Raw genomic sequence first — 21,418 nt, forward strand, 5'->3', positions numbered from 1 at the left:
GTCGATGGGGAGCGCATGACCGCAGCACCGTCCGCCGAACCCGGCCGCACCGACCCGGGCGGGGGTAAACGCCGGCCCCGGGCCATCGCGATCCTCGCCGGAGTCGCCCTGGTGGCCCTGCTGGCCGACCTGGTCACCAAGCACCTCGCGCTGGCCGCGCTGACCGACCGGGAGCCGGTCCGGTTGCTCGGCGGACTGGTCTACCTGAGCCTGACCCGCAACAGCGGTGCGGCGTGGAGCATCGGCTCGGACCACACCTGGGTCTTCCCGCTGATCACCATCGGTGTGGTCGGCTGGATCGTCTGGATGGCACTGCGGCTGCGCTCGCTGCCCTGGGCGATCTCACTCGGCCTGGTGCTCGGCGGCGCGCTGGGCAACCTCATCGACCGGATCTTCCGGGCGCCCTCCCCCTTCCACGGGCACGTGGTCGACATGATCAGCCTCTTCGACCCGTACGGCCAGGTCTGGCCGGTGTTCAACCTGGCCGACAGTTCGCTGGTGTGCGGCGTGCTGCTGGCCGTGCTGCTGGAGCTGACGGGCCGTCAGCGTGACGGCCGGCGGGTCGGTCGCGACGGCAAGCCAACCGACGCGAGCGAAGCCACCCACGGCGCCGACCAGCGGGAGCGGGCGTGACCTCCGCGTTCGCCGCTGGCGGCGACCACCGTTCACTGCCCGTGCCCGACGGCCTCGAGGGGATGCGACTGGACCAGGCGGTGTCCCGGCTGTTCGGGCTCTCCCGCACCGCCGCCGCGGCCCTGGTCGATGCCGGGGACGCGCTGGTCGACGGCACGGCCCGGCCCAACTCGCACAAGGTCAAGGCCGGCTCGTGGCTGGATGTCACGCTGCCGGCGCCGGTCGCACCACCGACCATGGTGCCGCAGGCGGTGCCCGGCCTGCGGGTGGTGTACGCCGATGACGACATCGTGGTGGTGGACAAGCCGGTGGGCGTGGCCGCGCACCCGAGCCCGGGCTGGACCGGCCCGACGGTGATCGGCGCGCTGGCGGCGATCGGGCACCGCATCTCCACCAGCGGCGCGGCCGAGCGGCAGGGTGTGGTGCACCGGCTCGACGTGGGCACCACCGGGATCATGGTGGTGGCCAAGAGCGAGCAGGCGTACACCGCGTTGAAGCGGGCCTTCAAGTACCGCGAGGTGGACAAGGGCTACCACGCGGTGGTGCAGGGGCACCTGGACCCGCTGCGCGGCACCGTCGACGCGCCGATCGACCGGCACCCCACCCACGACTACCGTTGGGCCGTGGTCTCCGGCGGCAAGCCGAGCATCACCCACTACGACACGCTGGAGGCGTTCCCGGCGGCCAGCCTGGTCGACGTCCGACTGGAGACCGGCCGGACCCACCAGATCCGGGTGCACTTCTCCACTCTGCGGCACCCCTGTGTGGGCGACCTCACCTACGGTGCCGACCCCACCCTCTCGGCCCGGCTCGGGCTGGCCCGACAGTGGCTGCACGCTCGCGAATTGAGCTTCCTGCACCCCCGAACGGGGGACGAGGTCCGGTTCGTCAGCGACTACCCTGACGACCTGGAACGCGCGCTTCAGGTCCTGCGTGACTGAGCGGCGGCCACCCGACACCGATCCGACGAGGGGATCCCGCCCGTGCGCGCCGGCGACCTGCTGCGGCAGTTGGACCAACGGCTGCTGCCGCCGCTGACCCGGGCCGTGGGCCGGCTGAATGACCGGTCGGCGCGGTTCGGGGTGCTCACCTGGGCCGCTCTGCTCTCCACGGCGGCGGTGCTGGGCACCGCGGTCTGGGCCGCCGACGACACTCCGGTCGGCGACCGGACGGTGGGCGAGGTGACCCGGGTCGGAGTCGTCGACGGCGACTCCGTCCCCGGCTACCTGCGGTCCGCCGCCGCCGACCTGGCCGCGCTGCCGACGGCGGCCCCGGCCACCGGGGACGGGACCTACGCCCTGGTCACGCTGGGCGCGTACCTGCCTCCGCAGCGACTGGCGGCGGTGCTCGGCGACGTGCCGGTCTCGACGGTCTTCGGGCGGGTGCCGCTGCCCGGGCGGCAGACCGAGATCGTGAAGATTCCCGCGCTGCGGGTGCCGGACGACGTGGTCGCCGGGATGGAGCAGGTGGCCGTCCGTAAGGACACCGAGGCCGCCGACTACCGGGCCAGGGCCGCCGCGGTGAGCGGCGACGGTGCCGCCGAGCGGGAGTTGCGCGAGGGGTACGCCAGCGGCGCGGACGTGGCGGCGGCCGAGGCGGCGGCGTACCGCACCGGCTGCGCCTGCGTCTACGCGGCGGTGGTGCGGGCGACGCCGGGGGTCCTGCGCGGGGTGGCTGCCCGGCCGGACGTGCGGGCGGTCGACCCCGCCCCCGAGGTGTACCGGCTGGACCGCACCGTCTTCACGCCGCCGTTGCCCGAGCAGCACGACGTGGTCCGCCCGCCGGCCGACAGCGGGCCGACCCCGGACCCGACCTCGGACGGGCGCGGGGAGCCGGCGCCGGTGTCCCAGGCGCCGATGGGCGAATCGTCGGAACCCGCACCGGTCGTGACGATCCCGTCACCCGAGCCGTCGTCGGTGGAGCCCACCGAGCCGGCCCCGCCGACCGTCGCGACCTCCCCGGACGCCACCGGTTCCGCGCCGCTGGCACCCAGCCCGTCGTGATCCGCGCCGGGTGATGTGCACGCCGTGGTGTGGTCCGAATAGGGTTTCCTTCGTAGCCTGTCAGACGGAGATCGATGGCGCTGGGAGGGCGGGCCGTGGAGGGCAGTGAGACCGGCTGGGGCCGGCCGGCCGAACCAGCGCCGAGGTGGCGGGCATTGCTGGACCGCGCCCGGCACGGCAGCCGCGCCGCTGAGCAGGCCGAGCCCGAGCGGCGGGCCGAGGAGCCACCCCCGGCTCCCCTGCCGCAGCGCGCGAACCCCAACGGCTACTCCGGTCGGGCATCGGCCATCGGGCATCCGGCCGAGCTGTCGTACGGCGCGGAGCCCGGTTACCGGGCCGAGGCGACCTATCGGGTCGACCCCGCCTACCGTGCCGAGCCGACGTACCGGGCCGAGCCGGACTACCGGGCGGAGTCCGCGTACCGGGCGGAGCCGGACTATCGGGCGGAGCCCGCGTACCGGGCGGAGCCGGACTATCGGGCCGAGCCGGTGTACCGGGCGGAGCCGGACTATCGGGCCGAGCAGGCGTACCGGGCGGAGCCGGTGTACCGGGCCGAACCCGAACCCGAGCCGCCGCCGAGCCGGGCCGAGCCGGTCCAGTCGCGCTACGCGCTGCTGGACAACGGCTACCGCAACGGCAGCCCGCCGGTGGAGTCCCGGTACGCGCTGCTGGAGACCGGCTACCAGCCGGAGATCGGCTACCCGCCGGCCCCGCCCGCTCCGCCGGTCACGCCGACCCCGCCGGTCATCCCGCCAGCCGCCCCGGCGGTCGGCTCGGCGATCGCGGAGCGCGGCTACCCGGCCCGTATCGAGTGGCGCCCGCAGGGTGTCGACCCGGAGCTGGAGCGGGTCAGCGGCGTGCTCCGCCGGGAGCTGGGCACCCCCCGGGTGTTCGCGTTCGCCAACCCCAAGGGCGGGGTGCACAAGACCACCGCGACCGTGCTCGCCGCTGCCACGGTCGGCAGCGTCCGCGGGCAGGGCGTGCTGGCCTGGGACGACAACGAGCTGCGCGGCACCCTCGGGCTGCGCGCCGGCAGTGCCCGACACGCCCGGACCATCCGCCACCTGATCACCGACCTGGCCCAGATCGAGATCCTGGAGGGCTCGACCCTGCTGGAGCGGCTGGACGACTACCTGCGGCACGCCTCCGACGGCTCGTACGACGTGCTGGCCGGAGAGGAGAGCCCACGCTTCGCCCAGCGACTGGACCAGTTCACCGTCCGGCGGGTGCTGGAGCTGCTCCGGCGTACCCACGACGTGGTCTGTGTGGACACCGGCAACAACGTGGAGAGCGCCAACTGGCGCACCGTGATGCAGGCCGCCGACCAGCTGGTGGTGACCACCGTGCCGCGTGAGGACGCCGCGTTCAGCGCCGACTGGATGCTCGATCTGCTGCACGAGGAGGGCATGGGAGAGCTGGCCGACAACGCGATCACCCTCATCTCCTGCCCGACGCCGGGCCGCCTGCCGCTGCAGGACGACCTGGAGCGGCACTTCGCCACCCGGACCCGCGGGGTGGCCGTGGTGCCGTACGACCCGGCACTGGAGACCGGCTCCTCGATCGAGTACCACCAGCTACAGCCGGAGACCCGGCAGGCGTGGCTGCACGCGGCGGCGATGATGGTGGAGCCGTTCGCCCGGTGAGCTGGTCTGGGGCCACCGGCGCCCCGGCCCCCCACCGCGCCTGAGAGGATCATCGGGTGAGCCCGGACACCCCCGACCCTGAGCGGCCCGTCGACGACACCGACCGGCCCGCGCCGCCCGGCGCGTCAGGTGCGACACCGTCGTCGGCCGAGCCGACGGCCGTGCCACCGCCGGACCGACCGTTGCCGCCAGCCGGGTTCGACCCGGCCGGTTCTCCGCCCTCGGCCGCGTACCAGAGCTCGCTGGAGCAGGGCGCCGACCAGCCGCCTCGCCGGATGCGGGTCGCGGCGACGGTGCTCGGGACCGCTCTCGCGCTGGCCGTGCTGGGTGCACCGCTCGGGCTGCTCTGGGCCGCCCTCGCGCCGGACACCCCGGTGCTCAAGACCGCCGAGGGGGCGATCTACGCCGAGCCGCAGCCGGAGCAGCCGATCGCCGCCGACGGCTGGTTCAGCGTGCTCGGGCTCGCCTTCGGGGTGCTCGCGGCGCTCGTCCTGTGGTTCGTGCTGCGCAGGTGGCGTGGCCCGGTCGGGCTGCTCGCCGCCGTGTTGGGCGCACTGGCTGCCGCGCCGGTGGCCTGGCAGGTGGGCCGGCGGGTCGGCCGGGCCACCTTCGACCGGCTGCTGGACACCGCCCCGCCCGGCCAGGCCTTCAGCAAACCCGCCGACCTGCGGGCCGGCGGGGTCGACTGGCTGCTCGGCGTGCTGCCGGTGCCGCACGGCAACCTGCTGCTGCCGGCGTTCGGCGCCGCGATCATGTACACCCTGCTGGCCGGCTGGTCGCGCTGGCCGTCACTGCGCCCGGAGCCGGAGCCCGACCCGACCGCGTTCAATTGGGCGTTGGCGGGGACGCCAACTCCGCCAGCGGCACCGGAACCGCCCGCACCTGGCGCAGCAGAGCCGCCTCGCGGTTGAGCAGCCGCAACTCGGCACGGAGCCGGGCGGCGGTGTCGTCGATCGCCAGCAGCCGCTGCCGGTCGTCGACGGTCAGCGCCGCGGTGGCCGCCACCAGGTGGGAGAGCACGGTCGGGTCCTCCGGCAACTGCTCGGAGATCTCCTCCGGGTCGGACCGGATCAGGCCCAGGTACTGCCGGAACACGGCGATCACCCGGGCGGCGAGCAGGTCGGCCACCTCATCCGAGCCGGCCGGCTCGGGCAGCCACTCGACCTCGGCGGTCAGGTAGGGCGCGGAGCGGTCGTCGACGTCGGCGACCCGGAACCGGCGCCGGCCGACCGTGACGATGTCGAAGCCGCCGTCGGGTAGCTTGGTCACCTGGCGCAGCTCGGCGGTGCAGCCCACCTCGTGCAGGGTGACGTCGCCGCTGACGGGCGTCGCCCGCGTGCCTGGCCCGGTCGGCGCGACCTCCCAGCCAGCCTGGATGGCCACCACCCCGAACTCGCGCGGCGCACCCTCGGGCAGGTCGACCAGGTGCCGGACCAGAGCCCGGTAGCGCTCCTCGAAGATGTGCAGCGGTAGCACCAACCCGGGAAAGAGCACCGTTGCGAGCGGGAACACCGGCAGCCGTGCGGTCACAGGTCGAGCCTAGCCAATCCTGACCGCGTCGGCGTGGCCCGGCTCACCGTCCCGGCTGGCGGGCGGCCCGGGTGGGCTCCGGACCGGCCGCCTAGACTCGCAAGGGTGCTGAATCGGATCGACCTGCGCAATGGTCTCGGTGACCCGCGCCGCCTGCTGCCCCGTGCCCAGCTCGACGTGTCGGTGGCCGTCGAGCGGATCCGGCCACTGGTGGAGGCGGTCCGGGAGCATGGGTACCCGGCGATCCGGGAGGCCAGTGAGCGGTTCGACGGCGTCTCGCCCGAGGTGCTGCGGGTGCCGGTCGAGGCGATCGCCGAGGCCGAGGGGGTGCTCGACCCGGAGGTGCGCGCCGCGCTGCTGGAGTCGATCAGCCGCACCCGCCGTGTGCACGCCGACCAGCGGCGCACCGAGCACACCACGCAGGTGGTGCCCGGCGGCACGGTCACCGAGCGGTGGCTGCCGGTCGACCGGGTGGGCCTGTACGTCCCCGGCGGGCTGGCCATGTACCCGTCGACTGTCGTGATGAACGTGGTGCCGGCCCAGGCGGCCGGGGTGCGCTCGCTGGTGGTGGTCAGCCCACCACAGAAGGACAACGGTGGCCTGCCCGACCCCCGGGTCCTCGCCGCGTGCGCGTTGCTCGGCGTCGACGAGGTCTACGCCGTGGGCGGTGCCCAGGCGGTGGCGATGCTGGCGTACGGCGCCGCGGTCGACCCGGCGGGTGAGGCGCGCTGCGAGCCGGTGGACCTGGTCACCGGCCCGGGCAACATCTGGGTGACCGCCGCCAAGCGGCTGCTGCGTGGTGTGGTCGGCATCGACGCCGAGGCCGGGCCGACCGAGATCGCCATCCTGGCCGACGACACGGCCGATCCAGCCCACGTCGCCGCCGACCTGATCAGTCAGGCCGAGCACGACCCGCTCGCCGCGAGCGTGCTGGTCACCCCGTCGGTGGCGCTGGTCGAGGCGGTCGAGCGGGAGTTGGCCCGGCAGGTGCCGGCGACCAAGCACACCGAGCGGGTGACCGCCGCGCTGACCGGTGAGCAGAGCGGCGTGGTCCTGGTCGACGACCTTGAGGCCGGGCTGCGGGTGGTCGACGCGTACGCGGCCGAGCACCTGGAGATCCAGACGGTCGACGCCCGGGAGTGGGCGCTGCGGGTACGCAACGCGGGGGCGATCTTCGTGGGCGCCTGGTCGCCGGTGTCGCTCGGCGACTACTGCGCCGGCTCCAACCACGTGCTGCCCACCGGTGGCTGCGCCCGGCACTCCTCGGGGCTGTCCGTGCAGTCGTTCCTGCGCGGCGTGCACCTGATCGAATACACCGAGGACGCGCTGCGCGAGGTGGCCCCGCACGTGGTCACCCTGGCCACTGTGGAGGACCTGCCCGCGCACGGCCAGGCGGTCCGGGCCCGCTTCCCGGGAGGGTCGGCGTGAGCTCGCTCGACGACCTGCCGATCCGCGACGACCTGCGCGGGCTGTCGCCGTACGGAGCGCCGCAGCTGGACGTGCCGGTGCGGCTGAACACCAACGAGAACTCCTACCCGGTGCCCGAACCGGTGGTCGAGGCGATCGGCAAGGCACTCACGGCCGAGCTGCGCGAGCTGAACCGCTACCCGGACCGGGACGCCGTGGCGCTCCGCGCCGACCTGGCCGGTTACCTCGGGCACGGGCTCACCGTCGAGCAGGTGTGGGCGGCCAACGGCTCCAACGAGATCCAGCAGCAGCTGCTCCAGGCGTTCGGCGGTCCGGGTCGCAGTGCGCTCGGCTTCGTCCCGGCGTACTCGATGCACCCGCTGCTGGCGCTCGGCACCGGCACCCGGTGGGTGCCGGTGCGGCGCGGCGTCGACTTCGGGCTGACCGCCGACGAGGCGGTGGCCCAGGTCCGCGAGCACCGGCCCGACGTGGTCTTCCTCTGCTCGCCGAACAACCCGACCGGCACCGCGCTGGACCCGGCGGTGGTCGCCGCGGTGCTCGACGCCGCGTCCGGCATGGTGGTGGTCGACGAGGCGTACGCCGAGTTCGCCCGGCCCGGCACGGTCAGCGCCCTCGCCGTGCTGCCCGGGCATCCGCGGCTGGTGGTCACCCGGACGATGAGCAAGGCGTTCGGCTTCGCCGGCGGGCGGCTGGGCTACCTGGCCGCCGACGCGGCGGTGGTGCAGGCCGTGCAGCTGGTCCGGCTGCCGTACCACCTCTCCGCGCTGACCCAGGCCGCCGCCCGCGCGGCGCTGGCCCACCGCGACGCCCTGCTCGGTACGGTGAGCGCGATCATGGTGCAGCGGGACCGGATCGTGGCGACGCTGCGCGGGCGCGGCCTGCGGGTGGCCGACAGCGACGCCAACTTCGTGCTCTTCGAGGTGGGCGGTGACCAGGCCACCGCCTGGCGCGTTCTGCTGGAGCAGGGTGTGCTGGTCCGCGACGTCGGCCTGCCCGGCTGGCTGCGGGTCACCGCCGGCACCCCCGCCGAAACTGACGCCTTCCTAGCCGCGATGGAGAGACTGCCATCGGAGCGCGGGGAGTGAGCGTGCGAGACCCGCAGTCGCGACCGAGAGGTGAGCAATGAGCCGGACCGCCCGGGTGGAGCGGATCACCAAGGAGACCAAAGTGCTCGTCGAGATCGACCTCGACGGCACCGGAACGGCCGAGATCAGCACCGGCGTGGGTTTCTACGACCACATGCTGCACCAGATCGCCCGGCACGGCGGCTACGACCTGACCGTGCGCACCGTGGGCGACCTGGAGATCGACGCGCACCACACCATGGAGGACACGGCGCTCGCCCTGGGCACCGCGTTCGACCAGGCGCTGGGCGACAAGGCCGGCATCCGGCGGTACGGCTCGGCGACCGTCCCGATGGACGAGGTGCTGGTCCGGGCCGCGGTGGACCTGTCCGGCCGGCCGTACGTGGTGCACGACGAGCCGGTGCTCGCGCCGTACATCGGCCCGGTGTACCCGACCAGCATGACCCGGCACATCTGGGAGTCCTTCGGCCAGGCGGCCCGGATCACCCTGCACGTCGACGTGCTGCGGGCGGCCCGGCCGGGCGGTCACCCGGACGCGCACCACGTGGTGGAGGCGCAGTTCAAGGCGGTCTCCCGCGCGCTGCGCGAGGCCACCGCGATCGACCCGCGAGCGGCGGGCGCGATCCCGAGCACGAAGGGGGCTCTCTAATGGGTGGCGCTTTGCCGACGTTGTTGCTGATCCTGGCCGGGGTGCTGGTGGGCGGCGCCTGGTCGCTGTACCGCCAGGGCGCGTCGAGGGCTGCCGTGGTGATCACCGCGTTGCTCGCCGTGCTCGCTACGATCGGCGGCGTGCTCTGGCTGCTCCCGGGGGACGCGTGAGCGCGAGGAGTGCGGCGCAGCGGAGCCCCGCAGTCGCGAACGAGAGGTGGCGCCGGGTGAGCGTGAGACGGTTGACGACATGAGCGACGTGGTGGTGCTCGACTACGGCTCGGGCAACCTGCGCTCGGCGGAGCGGGCGTTGGCCGCCGCCGGCGCGGCCGTGCGGGTGACCGACGACCTGGCGGCCGCTGCTGCCGCGGATGGTCTGGTGGTGCCGGGGGTGGGTGCCTTCGCCGCGTGCATGGCCGGGATCGAGGCGCTCGGCGCCGGTCCGGTGATCGCTGAGCGGGTGGCCGCCGGGCGGCCGGTGCTCGGCATCTGCGTGGGCATGCAGGTGCTCTTCGAGCACGGCGACGAGCACGGTGTGGTGACCAAGGGGCTTGGGCTGCTGCCCGGCGGGGTTACCCGGCTGGCCGCCACCCGGTTGCCGCACATGGGCTGGAACACGGTCCGGGCGCCGCGGGAGTCGGTGCTCTTCGCTGGTCTGCCGGCGCAGAGCCGGTTCTACTTCGTCCACTCGTACGCGGTGGGCGACCCGTCCGCGCTGGCCGCCGCTGGCGCCGTGGTGACCACGGCCCACCACGAGGCCGACTTCGTCGCCGGGGTGGAGCTCGGTTCGCTGTCGGCGGCTCAGTTCCATCCGGAGAAGTCCGCCGACACCGGTGCCGCGCTGCTGCGCAACTGGCTCGCCACGCTGCCCAGTGGTGACTGAGCGCAAACGCCCGGCGCCCGCCCGACGGGGATCGCGGTGAGCCGGGAACGGGCCCGTCGTCGGGCGGAGCGTGAGGCGGAGCAGGCCCGGGAGCGGGCGGTCCGGCAGCGCCGGGTGGCCCGCCGGCAGCGCCGCCGGGCGCTGGTCCGCCGGTTGACGCCGCAGGTGCGGCGGGGCCGATCCGGTCGGCTGGCTCGGCACACCCGGGGTGAGCGGGCCGCGATCGTGCTGCTCACCGCGGCGGCGGTGATCCTGCTCTGGACGTTCGTGGACGATCTGGCGTTGCGTATCGCGCTGATCGCGCTGCTGCTGCTCGTACTGCCGGCGATCGTCGTGATCGCCCTGGACCGTCGTACCTGATCGAGGAGAAGACGTTGAGCCTCACCCTGTTACCCGCCGTGGACGTCGCCGACGGCCGGGCCGTCCGGCTCGTGCAGGGCGCCGTCGGAAGCGAGAGCATCTACGGTGACCCGCTGGACGCCGCGCTGGCCTGGCAGAGCGACGGCGCCGAGTGGATCCACCTGGTCGACCTGGATGCGGCGTTCGGGCGGGGCACCAACGCGCACCTGCTCGCCGAGGTGGTGCGCCAGCTCGACGTGAAGGTGGAGCTGTCCGGTGGCATCCGCGACGACGAGTCGCTGCGCGCGGCGCTGGGCACCGGGGCGGCCCGGGTGAACATCGGCACCGCTGCCCTGGAGGACCCGGTCTGGTGCGACCGGGTGGTCGGGGAGTACGGCGACCGGGTCGCCATCGGGCTGGACGTGCGCGGCCGTACCCTCTCCGCACGCGGCTGGACCCGCGACGGCGGTGACCTGTACGAGGTGCTGGAGCGGCTGGACAAGGCGGGCGCCTGCCGGTACGTGGTCACCGACATCACCAAGGACGGCACCATGCGCGGGCCGAGCCTGGACCTGCTGCGCGAGGTGTGCGGTCGTACGGACCGGCCGGTGATCGCCTCCGGTGGTGTGTCCACGCTGGACGACCTGCGGGCGCTGTCCGCCCTGGAGCCGCTCGGGGTGGAGGGCGTGATCGCCGGTAAGGCGCTCTACGCGGGCGCCTTCACGGTGGCCGAGGCGCTGCGGACGCTGGCCGAGTCGTGACGGTCACCCGTCTCGGCTCGGGCGGGCCGTGGGAGCAGCGGTACGGCTACTCCCGGGTGGTCCGGGCCGGCAATCTGGCCTGGACGGCCGGCTGCACGGCCACGGTGGACGGCCGGGTGGTGCACGTCGGGGACCCGGCCGCGCAGACCGCACAGGCGCTGCGGATCGGGCTGGCCGCGCTCGCCGAGGTGGGCGCGGAGCCGGGCGACGTGGTCCGTACCCGGATGTACGTGACCGATCGGCTGCACGCGGACGAGGTTGGTCGGGCGCACAACGCGGTCTTCGGCGCGGTCCGGCCGGCGGCGACGCTGGTGGTGGTGGCCGGCCTGCTGGACCCGGAGCACCTGGTCGAGGTGGAGCTGGAGGCGTATCTCGCCGACCGCTGAGGCGGTGGTGGTGGTCCCGCGGTGATCGCCGTCCTGGCCGAACCTCGGCCCGATAGGTTGTGCACAACTTAATTGTGGGCTACGGTTTGCCGGTGACCGATGACCTGGTGCTGCGCCGGCAGGTGTGCTTCGCGCTCTACGCCGCGTCGCGCGCCCTGACCGACGTCTACCGGCCGATCCTCGACGGCTTCGGGCTGACCTACCCGCAGTACCTGGTGCTGCTGGTGCTCTGGGAGCGCCCCGACGACGCCCCCACGGTCTCCGAGCTCGGTGCCGAGCTGCGGCTGGACTCCGGCACGCTCTCCCCGCTGCTCAAGCGACTGGAGGGGGCGGGCCTGGTGGTGCGGCGGCGGTCGGCGCGCGACGAGCGGCGGGTCGAGGTGGGCCTCACCGAGCAGGGCCGCGCGCTGCGGCAGCAGCTCTGCGACGTCCCGCTGCGGATCGCCCAGGCCACCGGGCTGGGCATCGACGAGCTTGTCGCGTTGCGTGACACCCTCACCCGGGTCACCGACACCATCCATCGACAGAAGGAGCAGTGACCATCATGCAGGTGCTCTACACCGCTTCCGCCACGGCCAGCGGCGACGGCCGGGACGGCCGCGTCGAGACCTCCGACGGCACGTTCGCCCTCGACCTTGCCGTGCCGAAGGAGATGGGTGGCGCCGGTGGTGCCGCGAACCCCGAGCAGCTCTTCGCCGCCGGCTACGCGGCCTGCTTCCACTCCGCGCTGCGGCTGGTGGGCCGCAGGGCCAAGGCCGACGTGACCGGGTCGGTCGTCGCCGCCGAGGTCGGCATCGGCCCCAACGGCAACGGCGGCTTCGGGCTCACCGTGCAGCTCGTCGTCGACCTGCCCGCCGTTCCCCGGGAGCTCGCCGAGCAGGTGGTCGAGCAGGCCCACCAGGTCTGCCCGTACTCCAACGCCACCCGCGGCAACGTCGACGTCACGCTGACCGTCCGCGAGACCCTGGCGGCGTGACGTCGCCGACCCAGGCCCCGACCGCGGACGAGAGGACGACCACCCCCGTGACCAGCAACCGTGAGATCCACCTGGCCAGCCGGCCCCAGGGCTGGCCCACCGAGGAGACCTTCCGGCTCGTCGAGACCGACGTCCCGACGCCCGGCCCGGGCCAGATCGTGGTCCGCAACCAGTACATGTCGGTTGACCCGTACATGCGCGGCCGGATGAACGACGTCAAGTCGTACGTGCCGCCGTACGCGCTCGACGCGCCACTCGACGGCGGGGCGATCGGCGAGGTGGTGGCCAGCGAGGCCGCCGACGTCGCGGTCGGCGACACCGTGCTGCACGGGCTGGGCTGGCGGGAGTACGCGCTGCTCGACGCCAGCGCCGCCCGCAAGGTCGACCCGAGCCTGGCCCCGGTCAGTGCGTACCTCAGCGTGCTGGGCATGACCGGGATGACCGCGTACGCCGGGCTGCTCGAGGTGGCCGCGATGAAGCCGGGCGAGACGGTCTTCGTCTCCGCCGCGGCGGGCTCGGTGGGCAGCCTGGTCGGCCAGATCGCCAAGCTCAAGGGCGCCGGCCGGGTCGTCGGCAGCGCCGGCTCGGCGGCCAAGGTGCAGCGGCTGCGGGCGCTGGGCTTCGACGCCGCCTTCGACTACCACGACGGGCCGGTCCGCGACTCGTTGCGGGCGGCCGCCCCGGACGGCGTCGACGTCTACTTCGACAACGTCGGCGGCGATCACCTGGAGGCGGCGATCTCGGCGATGAACCTGCACGGCCGGGCGGCCATCTGCGGGATGATCGCGCAGTACAACGACACCGAGCCGCCGGCCGCGCCGCGCAACCTGGCGCTGGTCATCGGCAAGCGGCTCACCCTGCGCGGCTTCCTGGTCCGCGACCACGGCCACGTGCGGGAGGCGTTCGTCCGGGACGTCGCCGGCTGGCTGCGCGAGGGCCAGCTCTCCTACGACGAGACGATCGTGGACGGCATCGAGAACGCCCCGGCGGCGTTCCTCGGCCTGTTGCGCGGCGAGAACCTGGGCAAGATGCTCGTCCGGGTGTGACCCAGACCTCGTTCACGGCGGTCGGCCCGAACGGGTCGGCCGCCGTGCCGTGCGCGGAGGATAGGCTTCGCGGCATGACGGTGGCGGTGCGCGTGATCCCCTGTCTGGACGTGGACGCCGGGCGGGTGGTCAAGGGGGTCAACTTCCTCGACCTACGCGACGCCGGCGACCCGGTGGAGCTGGCCGCCGCCTACGACCGGGCCGGCGCGGACGAGCTGACCTTCCTCGACGTCACCGCGTCCTCCAGCGACCGGGGCACCATGCTCGACGTGGTGCGCCGCACCGCCGAGTCGGTGTTCATACCGCTGACCGTCGGCGGCGGGATCCGGCAGGTCGCTGACGTGGACACTCTGCTGCGCGCTGGCGCGGACAAGGTCGGCGTGAACACCGCAGCCATCGCCCGGCCGGAGCTGATCGCCGAGATCGCCGACCGGTTCGGCCGGCAGGTGCTGGTGCTCTCCCTCGATGTGCGCCGGGCCCCGGCCGGCAGCACGCCCAGCGGCTTCGAGGTCACCACGCACGGCGGCCGGCGCGGCACCGGGATCGACGCGGTGCACTGGGCGCAGCGAGGGGCCGAGCTGGGCGCGGGGGAGATCCTGCTCAACTCGATGGACGCCGACGGCACCAAGGCGGGCTTCGACCTGGAACTGATCGCCGCGGTACGGGCGGTGGTGGACGTGCCCGTGATCGCCAGCGGCGGCGCCGGCGAGGTGGCGCATTTCCCACCGGCGATCGCCGCCGGCGCGGACGCGGTGCTCGCCGCCAGCGTGTTCCACTTCGGCGAGCTGACCGTGGCCGAGGTCAAGGACGTGCTGCGCCGCGGCGGCCACCCGGTGCGCTGAGCCCGGTCAGTACCCGCCGGACTGACCCTCCGGCGAACGCCGGGGGGTGGGGATCGAGCGGACCATGTACTCCTGGACGGCCGCCGCGTGGTCGGCCTCGTCCAGGCTCCAGTCGGCGCTGGCCGGCGCGTGCCGGCGGCTCAGCACGCCCTGCACGGTGTCCACCATGGTCGCCACCCCGGCGCGCGGCCTGGTGCGCCAGAGCTGCTCGCCGTCGGCGGTGATCCGGAACCAGCCGTCCGTGACGCTGACCAGCCCGGCGCCGACCAGCCGCTGGACCGCGGCCTCCACCTCGTGGCGCTGCGGGATCGCGTGATTGAGGTGATCGGCGGTGGAGAGCACGTCGGTCAGGCGGACGCCCTCCGGCCGGCGGCTGGTGGCCGACCGACGGTGCCGCCCCGCCCCGCTCGCGATGACCAGCGACACGAAGATCCAGGCATCGGTCCAGCGCCAACCGTTCTCCCCCATGCAGAGATGATGACGGCGAGCGTCGCGGAAGGGAACACCCACCCACCATCCGGCCCGCCGCACCACCGTGGCGTGCCGGTCCGCGAACGGTCGGTGAGGCCTCAGACGGCCGGCGTGGCCGGCGCGGCGGTCGCCGGCACGGGTGCGGCGGTGTCCGGTTCGGGCACCGCGAACAGCGGGATGAAGAGTTGGGCCAGCGGACCGATGGCCAGCGCGTACGCGACGGTCCCCAGGCCGACCGTGCCGCCGAGCAGCCAGCCCAGCGCCAGCACGGTGACCTCGATGACCGTGCGCACCAGCCGGATCGACCAGCCGGGCCGGCGGGCCACGAAGCCGGTCATCAACCCGTCGCGCGGGCCCGGGCCCAACCGGGCGCCGAGATACATTCCGGTGGCGGCCCCGTTGGCGACGATCCCGGTAACCAGCAGCGCGATCCGCACGCCGAGCGGGCCGCCGGACGGCAGCAGGGCCAGTGTGGCGTCCACCACCAGGCCGATCACCACCACGTTGCTGACCGTGCCGAGACCGGGCCGCTGCCGTAGCGGGATCCAGAGCAGCAACACCAGCGCGCCGACGGCGATGGTGACCGTGCCGAAGGAGAGCCCGGTCAGCTCGGACAACCCCTGGTGGAACACGTCCCACGGGTCCAGGCCCAGGCCGGAGCGGATCATCAGGGCCATGCTGACCCCGTAGAGGACCAGCCCGACGTAGAGCTGGGCCAACCGTCGCGCCGGCCGGTGCCGGAGATTGCCAATCAGTGCCATGCATGCCACCCTAGGTGCCAATCCTCCCGGAGGGAGAAGCCAATATCGGAGGAGTGGCCATGGCGGGTGAGCTGAGGGGCGTCCAATTGGCCCGCCTGCTCGGGCAGTGGCACGCCCTGCCGGGTCGGCGGCGCAGCCCCGACTACGCCGCCCTGGCCAGCACGGTGCGCGGGTTGCTCGCCGACGGCCGGCTACCGCTGGGTGTCCGCCTGCCGGCCGAACGGGAGCTGGCCGAGGCGCTGCGGATCAGCCGCACCACGGTCACCGCCGCGTACCGGCAGCTGCGCGAGACCGGGCACCTGGCCAGCCGTCGGGGCGCCGGGAGCTGGACCATGCTGCCCGGCAACCACCGGGTGGCCAGCACCGGCCTCTGGACCCCGCTGGACGACCGGGAGATGATCGACCTCGGCGTCGCCGCGCTGGCCGCCCCGCCGCAACTGCTGGCGGCCGCCCGGGCCGCCGCCGAGGACCTGCCCCGCTACCTGGGCGGGGCCGGCTACCACCCGACCGGCATCATCGAGCTGCGCGAGGCCGTGGCCGACGGGTACACCGCCCGGGGCCTACCCACCTCGGCCGACCAGATCATGGTCACCAGCGGCACCCAGCACGCACTGGACCTGGTGTTGCGGCTCGCCCTGGCCCCCGGCGGCAGCGTGCTGGTCGAGTCCCCGACCTACCCCAACGCCCTCGCCGCGCTGGCCGGCCGGCGCGCCCGGATCACCACTCACGGCCTGGCCGCCGACGCCGGCGGCTGGGAGTCCGATCTGCTGCTGGGCAGCCTCCGGCAGACCCGGCCCAAGCTGGCCTACCTGATCCCGGAGTTCCAGAACCCGACCGGGCACCTGATGCCGGCGTCGCTGCGTGAGCGGGTGGTGGCCGCCGCCCACGCCGTCGGCACCGACCTGGTCATCGACGAGTCCTTCGTGGACCTGCCGCTGGACGGCACCGAGCTGCCCCCGCCGACGGCCACCTTCGACCGGCACTCCCGGGTGGTCACGATCGGCGGGATGAGCAAGCCGTACTGGGGTGGCCTGCGGATCGGCTGGGTACGCGCCTCCGCGCCGCAGGTGCAGCGGCTGGCCGCCGTCCGGGTCGGTGTGGACATGGCCAGCCCCGTGCTGGACCAACTGGTCGCGGTGCACCTGCTCGCCGATGCGGCGGCCATCGTCGCGGGCCGCCGCGTCCAGCTCGCCGCCCAGCGCGACGCGCTGCTCGGCGCGCTTGCGCACCGGCTGCCGGACTGGCGGGTCACCGTGCCGCGCGGCGGTGTGACGCTCTGGGCCGAGCTGGACGGCCCGGTCTCCAGCGCGCTGGCCCGGGCAGCCGAGGAGGTCGGCGTCCGGCTGGCGCCCGGTCCTCGGTTCGGCCTCGACGGCACCCTGGAGCGGTTCCTGCGGCTGCCGTTCACCCTGCCCGCCGCCGACCTGGTGGAGGCCGTGGGGCGGATCGCCGCGGTCCGCTACGACCTGGACCGCACCGGCCGGCAGCGCTGGCGGGAGCCAGCCGTCATCGCCTGAGTCCCGCCGCCTGGCGCACATCCGCGCGTCCCGCTGCCGCGCAGGCGGCAGGCCCGCCAGCAGGGCCGCTGACCGCCTGCCGAGGTCATCCAATCGGGCCTGCCGGTCCGCCCCGTGCTGACAGACTGCCGGGATGGGCGGCGAAGGCGGGGTCCGGTGGTCGCGCGGGATCCGGCCCGGCGCCCCCGGTTCCCGCACGAACCGGCTGGAACTCTTCTACGACCTGGTCTTCGTTTCGCGTTCCTCAACGTCACCACGCTGACCGCCGACAATGCGAACGCGTCCGGCTTGATCCGTTGCCTACTGGTGCTGGCCCTGCTCTGGTGGTGCTGGACCAGCTTCGCCGCCTTCGGCAACGTGGTGCGCACCGACCAGGGGATCGTCCCGTTGGTCGGCTTCGCCAGCATGGCCGCGGCGTTCGTCTTCGCGCTGAGCATGCCCCAGGCGTTCCGCGACGCGCCCGGCGGTCTGTATGGCCCGCTGGTCTTCGTGACCTGCTACTTCCTGGTCCGCGCGTTCCAGGTCGCGATCTTCGGCTGGGTGGTCCGGTACGACCCGCGGCTGCGCCGCCGCTCGTTGCTGCTCGCCGTGCCGGTGCTGATCTCCACCGCGCTCATCGTCAGCGCCCCGCTGCTGCCGCCGCGGCTGTTCGACGTGCCGATCGGGACCGGCATCCGGCTGACGCTGTGGCTGGTCGCCATCGCCGTCGAGTACGGCTTCGGCCTGGTGCTCCGCCGCAGCGGATGGACGCTCGTCTCGGCTGGACACTGGGCCGAGCGGCACGCGCTGATCATTCTGGTCGCGCTCGGTGAGTCGATCATCTCGCTCGGGCTGGGCCCCGGGTTCATCACCGGCCTACCGCTGACCTGGCCGGTGATCATCGCGGCGGTGCTGGGTGTCGCCGTGGTCGCCGCGCTCTGGTGGTCGTACTTCGACACCCTCGCCCTGGCGCTGGAGCAGCGACTGCACCGGACCCGTGATCAGGACCTGCGCTGCGCGCTGGCCCGCAGCGCGTACACCTACCTGCACCTGCCGATGGTGGCCGGGACGATTCTGTTCGCGCTGGGCCTCAAGGGGCTGCTCGCCGACGCGGCAGACCCGTCCACGCCGAGCTGGGGTGTGCCGCTGCCCGGCTTCGACCTGCTGACCCTGCACGGCGGGGTGGCCCTGTACCTGCTGGCGCTGGTGGCCCTCGGGTGGCGCGGGCTCGACACGCTGCGCTGGCCGTCGGCCGTGGCGGTGGGGCTGATCGTCGTGCTGGTGCCGGTCGCGGCCCGACTGCCGGAACTGCTCGCGCTGGGGCTGCTCGGTCTGGTCGTCCTGGCGGCCACTGCGGTGCAGACGGTGGTGGATGCCCCGCTGCGCCGGCAGGTGCGCGAGGTGGCGCTGACCGAGCAACTGGCTGCCGAGGCCGACCAGACGCAGTGGCGGGGGCGGCACCTGTGAACGCCAGCGGCCCCGCACCCGGGCGGGTGCGAGGCCACCGACGGTCGGCTCAGAGCTCGGCGAGGGTGCCGGCGTACATCTTGTCGATCTCGGCGGCGAAGTTGCTCTCCACACCGCGGCGCTTGATCTTCAACGACGGGGTGATCTCGCCGTGCTCGATGGTCAGGTCGCGCGGCAGGATCGCCACCTTCTTGATCGTCTCCCAGCGGTTGAGCTTGGCGTTGAGCTGGGCGACGTACTCCTCGACCATCGCCTGGGCCTCCGGCGAGGAGACGATGGCGGAGTAGTCGCGGCCCTCCAGGGGGCCACCAGCGACCCAGCCCTGGATCGCATCCGGGTCCAGGGTGACCAGCATCGTGCAGAAGTTGCGGGCCTGCCCGACGACGATCGCCTGCGAGGTGTACGGGCAGATCGCCTTGAACATCCCCTCGATGTGCGAGGGCGCGATGTACTTGCCGCCCGAGGTCTTGACCAGGTCCTTCTTCCGGTCGGTGATCCGCAGGTAGCCCTGCTCGTCGAGGCTGCCGATGTCACCGGTGCGGAAGAAGCCGTCCTCGGTGAAGGCGGCGGCGGTCTCCTCCGGCAGGTTGTGGTAGCCGCGCATCACCGGCCGGCCACGGACCAGGATCTCCCCGTCGGTGTCGATCCGGCACTCCAGGTCGCCCATCGCCCGGCCCACCGTGCCGATCTGCAACCCCGAGGGCGGGTTGACGAAGTTGCCGGCGCTGGTCTCGGTCAGGCCGTAGCCCTCGGAGATCGGCAGGTTGGCGGCGGCGAAGAAGGTGGCGATCTCCGGGCTGAGCGGAGCGGCACCGGAGACCAGTACGCGCATCCGACCGCCCAGGCGGGCCTGGAGCTTGCTGAACACCAGCTTCTCGGCCACCCCGTAGCGCAGCTTCAGCCCGGCCGGCACCGGCTTGCCGGCCTGCTCCAGGGCCACCTTCGCCTTGCCGACCCGGACGCCCCAGGCGAAGATCTTCGCCTTCGCGCCGCCGCCGCCCTGCGCGGTGGTCACCGCCTTGTTGTAGACCTTCTCGAACACCCGGGGAGCGCCGCACATCAGCGTCGGCCGGATCACCGAGAGCAGGTCGACCAGCTTCTCCACCCGTCCGTCCACATAGGTGGGCAGGCCGACGTGGATGGCGCCGCAGAGCAGCGTCTTGCCGAACGAGTGGGCCAGCGGCAGCCACAGGTACTGCAGGTCGTCGTCGCGCAGCAGCCCGACCTCGGCCTGCGCCACGGCCTCCCAGCACCAGCCGCCGTGCAGCAGCTCGACGCCCTTGGGTTGACCGGTGGTGCCGGAGGTGTAGATCAGGGTGGCCAGGTGCTCCGGGCCGATGCCGGCCACCAGCATGTCGATCAGATCCGGCTCGGCGGCCAGCGCACGGGTGCCCCGCTCCTCCAGGTCGGCGAGCGTGAGCTGGGGGATCGCGGCGGCCTCGTCGGCGACGCCGTCGAGCAGCACCACGTGGGTCAGCGCGGGCAGGTCGGCACCGGCGATCTTGGCGGCCTGGGCCGGGTTCTCCGCGAACAGCACCTTCGAACCCGAGTCGGCGATGATGTAGGTCGCGTCCGCCGGCTCGGTGGTCGGGTAGACGGTGGTGGTCGCCCCGCCGGCGCACATGATGCCGAGGTCGGCGATCACCCACTCCAGCCGGGTGTTGGCGAGGATCGCGACCGGATCCTCCTGGCCGACGCCCAGGCCGTGCAGGCCGGCGGCGACCGCCTTGGCGCGTTGGCCGACCTGGTCCCAGGTCAGCCAGACGGGACCCGAATTGTCGGGGTTCGGGGAGGCGAACGCGTGCCGGTCGGGGGTGGCCGCCACGCGCTTGAGGAACATGTCCGGGATGGAGCGGTACGGGACATCGAGAGCCATCGCTGTAGCCGCCTTCGGGGGTGGTGGCGTGACGGTCGTCACGTCAAAGTGGTTACCGAAGGGTATTGCCTGTCACCGGACATCGGCTAGCCCCGGTGATCGTCCGGGGGTGCCATCCCACCAACCGGTACGGCCAGATCAGGCGTACCGGGCGGCCACGAGTGACCAGTCGTAGGTGGCCCGGACCCAGTTGCGCCGGGCGGCGAGCGCGGGGCGCAACCCGTCGTCCCCGCCGGCCAGCAGCGCTTCCTCCACGGTCAGGTACGCCGCCAGCCCTCGGTTGAACCGGTCCGCCGCCGCCCGCAGGGCGTCCGCCTCGTCCGAGCCGCTCTCCTGGGCGATCACCGTCACCAGGTTGTGCGCGTCCGGGTCGACCTGGCTCTCCTTGCCGTAGGAGAAGAGATCGTTGCACCAGCAGATCAGGTCGACCGCCAGCAGGTCCAGGGTGAGCAGCGTCGGATCGGCGCGTCGGGCCGACCCGGGCGGCTCCTTCGACGCGAGGTCGGTCAGGGTGAGGCAGGGGTGCACGCCGCCGATGTGTCGGCGCAGTTGGACGTACTCCGCCACCTCGGGCACCCGCCGGCGCTCCCGGTTGGTCGCCTCCCAGAGCAGCGCCAGCAGGTACTCCCGCAACTGGCTGACGAACCGCAGCAGCAGTGCCGGGTGGCCCTGCGCCCGGGCGCGGCGGCACAGGTCGTGCAGCGCGTCACCCAGCGGCCCAACGGCGGGCGGCATGATGTCCGGGTCACCGCACCGGTCCAGCACGTCGAGCAGGGTGCCGATCGCCGGTGCCAGCCGGCTCGGGTCGGTGCCGAGGCCGTCCTCGTCGCAGGCGTCGTCCATCACGAAGAGCCAGGAGATCAGGTCGGTGAGCAGCCGTAACCCGTCCACCGGCCCGTCCGGGCAGGCCCGGCCGGCCAGGCCGGCGGCATCCGCCCGTTGCAGCCGGTGAACTCGGTGTCCGGAATCGACCAGCCCGAACACGCGCGCCCACTCGACGCTCTCGCTCGCCACCCGATCCGTGGCCTCATGGCACCCCGCCGCGAAGGGGGGCTCCTCCAGCGCCGAGATCGCGAAACTCCGCATCGTCCGCCCCCACTCGTGCCGCCCCGGCGCGGAACGGCGCGGTGAAGAGTACGGGAGT

The 21,418-nt window shown here is 73.5% G+C and carries 23 protein-coding genes and 1 pseudogene; 19 read left to right on the plus strand and 5 right to left on the minus strand.

Annotated elements, in window-relative coordinates; translation table 11 throughout:
• Positions 1–15 precede the first annotated feature (15 nt).
• From lspA to ABZV00_RS12830, 5 genes are all read left to right on the plus strand, one after another.
• Positions 16–633, plus strand: coding sequence for a signal peptidase II (gene lspA, locus ABZV00_RS12810; RefSeq protein WP_328418870.1), 618 nt, complete (start codon positions 16–18; stop codon positions 631–633).
• Positions 630–1,574, plus strand: coding sequence for an RluA family pseudouridine synthase (locus ABZV00_RS12815; protein ID WP_328418869.1), 945 nt, complete (start codon positions 630–632; stop codon positions 1,572–1,574). Before lspA ends, ABZV00_RS12815 begins: the two co-directional genes overlap by 4 nt.
• 42 nt (positions 1,575–1,616) lie before the next feature.
• Positions 1,617–2,636, plus strand: coding sequence for a hypothetical protein (locus ABZV00_RS12820; protein WP_355605054.1), 1,020 nt, complete (start codon positions 1,617–1,619; stop codon positions 2,634–2,636).
• A gap of 74 nt (positions 2,637–2,710) precedes the next feature.
• Positions 2,711–4,279, plus strand: coding sequence for an AAA family ATPase (locus ABZV00_RS12825; protein WP_355605057.1), 1,569 nt, complete (start codon positions 2,711–2,713; stop codon positions 4,277–4,279).
• Between the two features lie 56 nt (positions 4,280–4,335).
• The gene (locus tag ABZV00_RS12830; RefSeq protein ID WP_355605060.1) at positions 4,336–5,190 is read left to right on the plus strand and encodes a DUF2567 domain-containing protein; all 855 of its coding nucleotides are present in this window, start codon (positions 4,336–4,338) and stop codon (positions 5,188–5,190) included.
• Here the strand turns inward: ABZV00_RS12830 and ABZV00_RS12835 are convergent.
• Positions 5,105–5,809: an LON peptidase substrate-binding domain-containing protein gene (locus tag ABZV00_RS12835; RefSeq protein WP_328418865.1), complete on the minus strand. Its 705-nt coding sequence runs from the start codon at positions 5,807–5,809 to the stop codon at positions 5,105–5,107. The genes ABZV00_RS12830 and ABZV00_RS12835 overlap by 86 nt on opposite strands.
• A gap of 105 nt (positions 5,810–5,914) precedes the next feature.
• On the opposite strand from ABZV00_RS12835, the gene hisD reads away from it, so the two are divergent.
• The 12 genes from hisD (at position 5,915) to hisF (ending at position 14,203) form a co-directional block, all read left to right on the plus strand.
• Positions 5,915–7,237, plus strand: a complete 1,323-nt coding sequence (gene hisD, locus ABZV00_RS12840) for a histidinol dehydrogenase (protein ID WP_355605063.1) — start codon at positions 5,915–5,917, stop codon at positions 7,235–7,237.
• A complete protein-coding gene (locus tag ABZV00_RS12845) occupies positions 7,234–8,322 on the plus strand; it encodes a histidinol-phosphate transaminase (protein ID WP_328418863.1) in 1,089 nt (362 codons plus the stop codon). Before hisD ends, ABZV00_RS12845 begins: the two co-directional genes overlap by 4 nt.
• A gap of 37 nt (positions 8,323–8,359) precedes the next feature.
• Positions 8,360–8,971 carry an imidazoleglycerol-phosphate dehydratase HisB gene (gene hisB, locus ABZV00_RS12850; protein WP_355605066.1) on the plus strand — a complete coding sequence of 204 codons (612 nt, stop codon included), beginning with the start codon at positions 8,360–8,362 and terminating at the stop codon, positions 8,969–8,971.
• A gap of 11 nt (positions 8,972–8,982) precedes the next feature.
• Positions 8,983–9,141, plus strand: coding sequence for a hypothetical protein (locus tag ABZV00_RS12855; RefSeq protein ID WP_355605156.1), 159 nt, complete (start codon positions 8,983–8,985; stop codon positions 9,139–9,141).
• Between the two features lie 79 nt (positions 9,142–9,220).
• The gene (gene hisH, locus ABZV00_RS12860) at positions 9,221–9,853 is read left to right on the plus strand and encodes an imidazole glycerol phosphate synthase subunit HisH (protein ID WP_328418861.1); all 633 of its coding nucleotides are present in this window, start codon (positions 9,221–9,223) and stop codon (positions 9,851–9,853) included.
• A gap of 36 nt (positions 9,854–9,889) precedes the next feature.
• Entirely contained in the window at positions 9,890–10,213 is a 324-nt protein-coding gene (locus ABZV00_RS12865) for a hypothetical protein (protein ID WP_328418860.1), read from the plus strand.
• 14 nt (positions 10,214–10,227) lie between these two features.
• The gene (gene priA, locus ABZV00_RS12870) at positions 10,228–10,953 is read left to right on the plus strand and encodes a bifunctional 1-(5-phosphoribosyl)-5-((5-phosphoribosylamino)methylideneamino)imidazole-4-carboxamide isomerase/phosphoribosylanthranilate isomerase PriA (RefSeq protein ID WP_328418859.1); all 726 of its coding nucleotides are present in this window, start codon (positions 10,228–10,230) and stop codon (positions 10,951–10,953) included.
• Complete coding sequence (locus tag ABZV00_RS12875; protein ID WP_355605071.1) at positions 10,950–11,339, plus strand: RidA family protein; 390 nt, start codon at positions 10,950–10,952, stop codon at positions 11,337–11,339. Before priA ends, ABZV00_RS12875 begins: the two co-directional genes overlap by 4 nt.
• A 92-nt stretch (positions 11,340–11,431) precedes the next feature.
• A complete protein-coding gene (locus ABZV00_RS12880; protein ID WP_355605073.1) occupies positions 11,432–11,878 on the plus strand; it encodes a MarR family transcriptional regulator in 447 nt (148 codons plus the stop codon).
• Positions 11,879–11,883: 5 nt separating this feature from the next.
• The gene (locus ABZV00_RS12885) at positions 11,884–12,315 is read left to right on the plus strand and encodes an organic hydroperoxide resistance protein (protein WP_355605148.1); all 432 of its coding nucleotides are present in this window, start codon (positions 11,884–11,886) and stop codon (positions 12,313–12,315) included.
• 47 nt (positions 12,316–12,362) lie between these two features.
• Entirely contained in the window at positions 12,363–13,361 is a 999-nt protein-coding gene (locus ABZV00_RS12890) for an NADP-dependent oxidoreductase (protein WP_355605076.1), read from the plus strand.
• Between the two features lie 74 nt (positions 13,362–13,435).
• On the plus strand, positions 13,436–14,203 hold the full coding sequence (gene hisF, locus ABZV00_RS12895) for an imidazole glycerol phosphate synthase subunit HisF (RefSeq protein ID WP_355605079.1): 768 nt from the start codon (positions 13,436–13,438) through the stop codon (positions 14,201–14,203).
• 6 nt (positions 14,204–14,209) lie between these two features.
• Here the strand turns inward: hisF and ABZV00_RS12900 are convergent, their stop codons facing one another.
• Together ABZV00_RS12900 and ABZV00_RS12905 are read right to left on the minus strand one after the other, a co-directional pair.
• The gene (locus ABZV00_RS12900; RefSeq protein ID WP_328418854.1) at positions 14,210–14,671 is read right to left on the minus strand and encodes a hypothetical protein; all 462 of its coding nucleotides are present in this window, start codon (positions 14,669–14,671) and stop codon (positions 14,210–14,212) included.
• 101 nt (positions 14,672–14,772) lie between these two features.
• Entirely contained in the window at positions 14,773–15,435 is a 663-nt protein-coding gene (locus ABZV00_RS12905) for a hypothetical protein (protein ID WP_355605082.1), read from the minus strand.
• 59 nt (positions 15,436–15,494) lie between these two features.
• Between ABZV00_RS12905 and ABZV00_RS12910 the strand changes: the two genes are divergently transcribed.
• Both ABZV00_RS12910 and ABZV00_RS12915 read left to right on the plus strand, forming a co-directional pair.
• Entirely contained in the window at positions 15,495–16,952 is a 1,458-nt protein-coding gene (locus tag ABZV00_RS12910; protein WP_355605085.1) for a PLP-dependent aminotransferase family protein, read from the plus strand.
• Positions 16,953–17,085: 133 nt separating this feature from the next.
• Positions 17,086–18,398 (plus strand): annotated as a pseudogene (locus ABZV00_RS12915) (low temperature requirement protein A).
• A 49-nt stretch (positions 18,399–18,447) separates the two neighbouring features.
• On the opposite strand, the gene ABZV00_RS12920 reads toward ABZV00_RS12915, so the two are convergent.
• Together ABZV00_RS12920 and ABZV00_RS12925 are read right to left on the minus strand one after the other, a co-directional pair.
• Positions 18,448–20,274 carry a long-chain fatty acid--CoA ligase gene (locus ABZV00_RS12920; protein WP_355605087.1) on the minus strand — a complete coding sequence of 609 codons (1,827 nt, stop codon included), beginning with the start codon at positions 20,272–20,274 and terminating at the stop codon, positions 18,448–18,450.
• 138 nt (positions 20,275–20,412) lie between these two features.
• Positions 20,413–21,360, minus strand: coding sequence for a terpene synthase (locus tag ABZV00_RS12925; RefSeq protein ID WP_355605090.1), 948 nt, complete (start codon positions 21,358–21,360; stop codon positions 20,413–20,415).
• Positions 21,361–21,418: the final 58 nt, after the last annotated feature.

The sequence above is a fragment of the Micromonospora sp. NPDC005173 genome, assembly GCF_040608515.1.
Classification (GTDB): Bacteria; Actinomycetota; Actinomycetes; order Mycobacteriales; family Micromonosporaceae; genus Micromonospora.

What these genes read in the sequence shown, in the direction of transcription:
- lspA (WP_328418870.1), top strand. Translation starts at nt 16, where the DNA reads ATGACCGCAGCACCGTCCGCCGAACCCGGCCGCACCGACCCGGGCGGG.
- ABZV00_RS12825 (WP_355605057.1), top strand. Translation starts at nt 2,711, where the DNA reads ATGGCGCTGGGAGGGCGGGCCGTGGAGGGCAGTGAGACCGGCTGGGGC.
- hisB (WP_355605066.1), top strand. Translation starts at nt 8,360, where the DNA reads ATGAGCCGGACCGCCCGGGTGGAGCGGATCACCAAGGAGACCAAAGTG.
- ABZV00_RS12885 (WP_355605148.1), top strand. Translation starts at nt 11,884, where the DNA reads ATGCAGGTGCTCTACACCGCTTCCGCCACGGCCAGCGGCGACGGCCGG.
- ABZV00_RS12905 (WP_355605082.1), bottom strand. Translation starts at nt 15,435, where the DNA reads ATGGCACTGATTGGCAATCTCCGGCACCGGCCGGCGCGACGGTTGGCC.
- ABZV00_RS12920 (WP_355605087.1), bottom strand. Translation starts at nt 20,274, where the DNA reads ATGGCTCTCGATGTCCCGTACCGCTCCATCCCGGACATGTTCCTCAAG.
- ABZV00_RS12925 (WP_355605090.1), bottom strand. Translation starts at nt 21,360, where the DNA reads ATGCGGAGTTTCGCGATCTCGGCGCTGGAGGAGCCCCCCTTCGCGGCG.
- hisH (WP_328418861.1), top strand. Translation starts at nt 9,221, where the DNA reads ATGAGCGACGTGGTGGTGCTCGACTACGGCTCGGGCAACCTGCGCTCG.
- ABZV00_RS12900 (WP_328418854.1), bottom strand. Translation starts at nt 14,671, where the DNA reads ATGGGGGAGAACGGTTGGCGCTGGACCGATGCCTGGATCTTCGTGTCG.
- ABZV00_RS12910 (WP_355605085.1), top strand. Translation starts at nt 15,495, where the DNA reads ATGGCGGGTGAGCTGAGGGGCGTCCAATTGGCCCGCCTGCTCGGGCAG.
- hisF (WP_355605079.1), top strand. Translation starts at nt 13,436, where the DNA reads ATGACGGTGGCGGTGCGCGTGATCCCCTGTCTGGACGTGGACGCCGGG.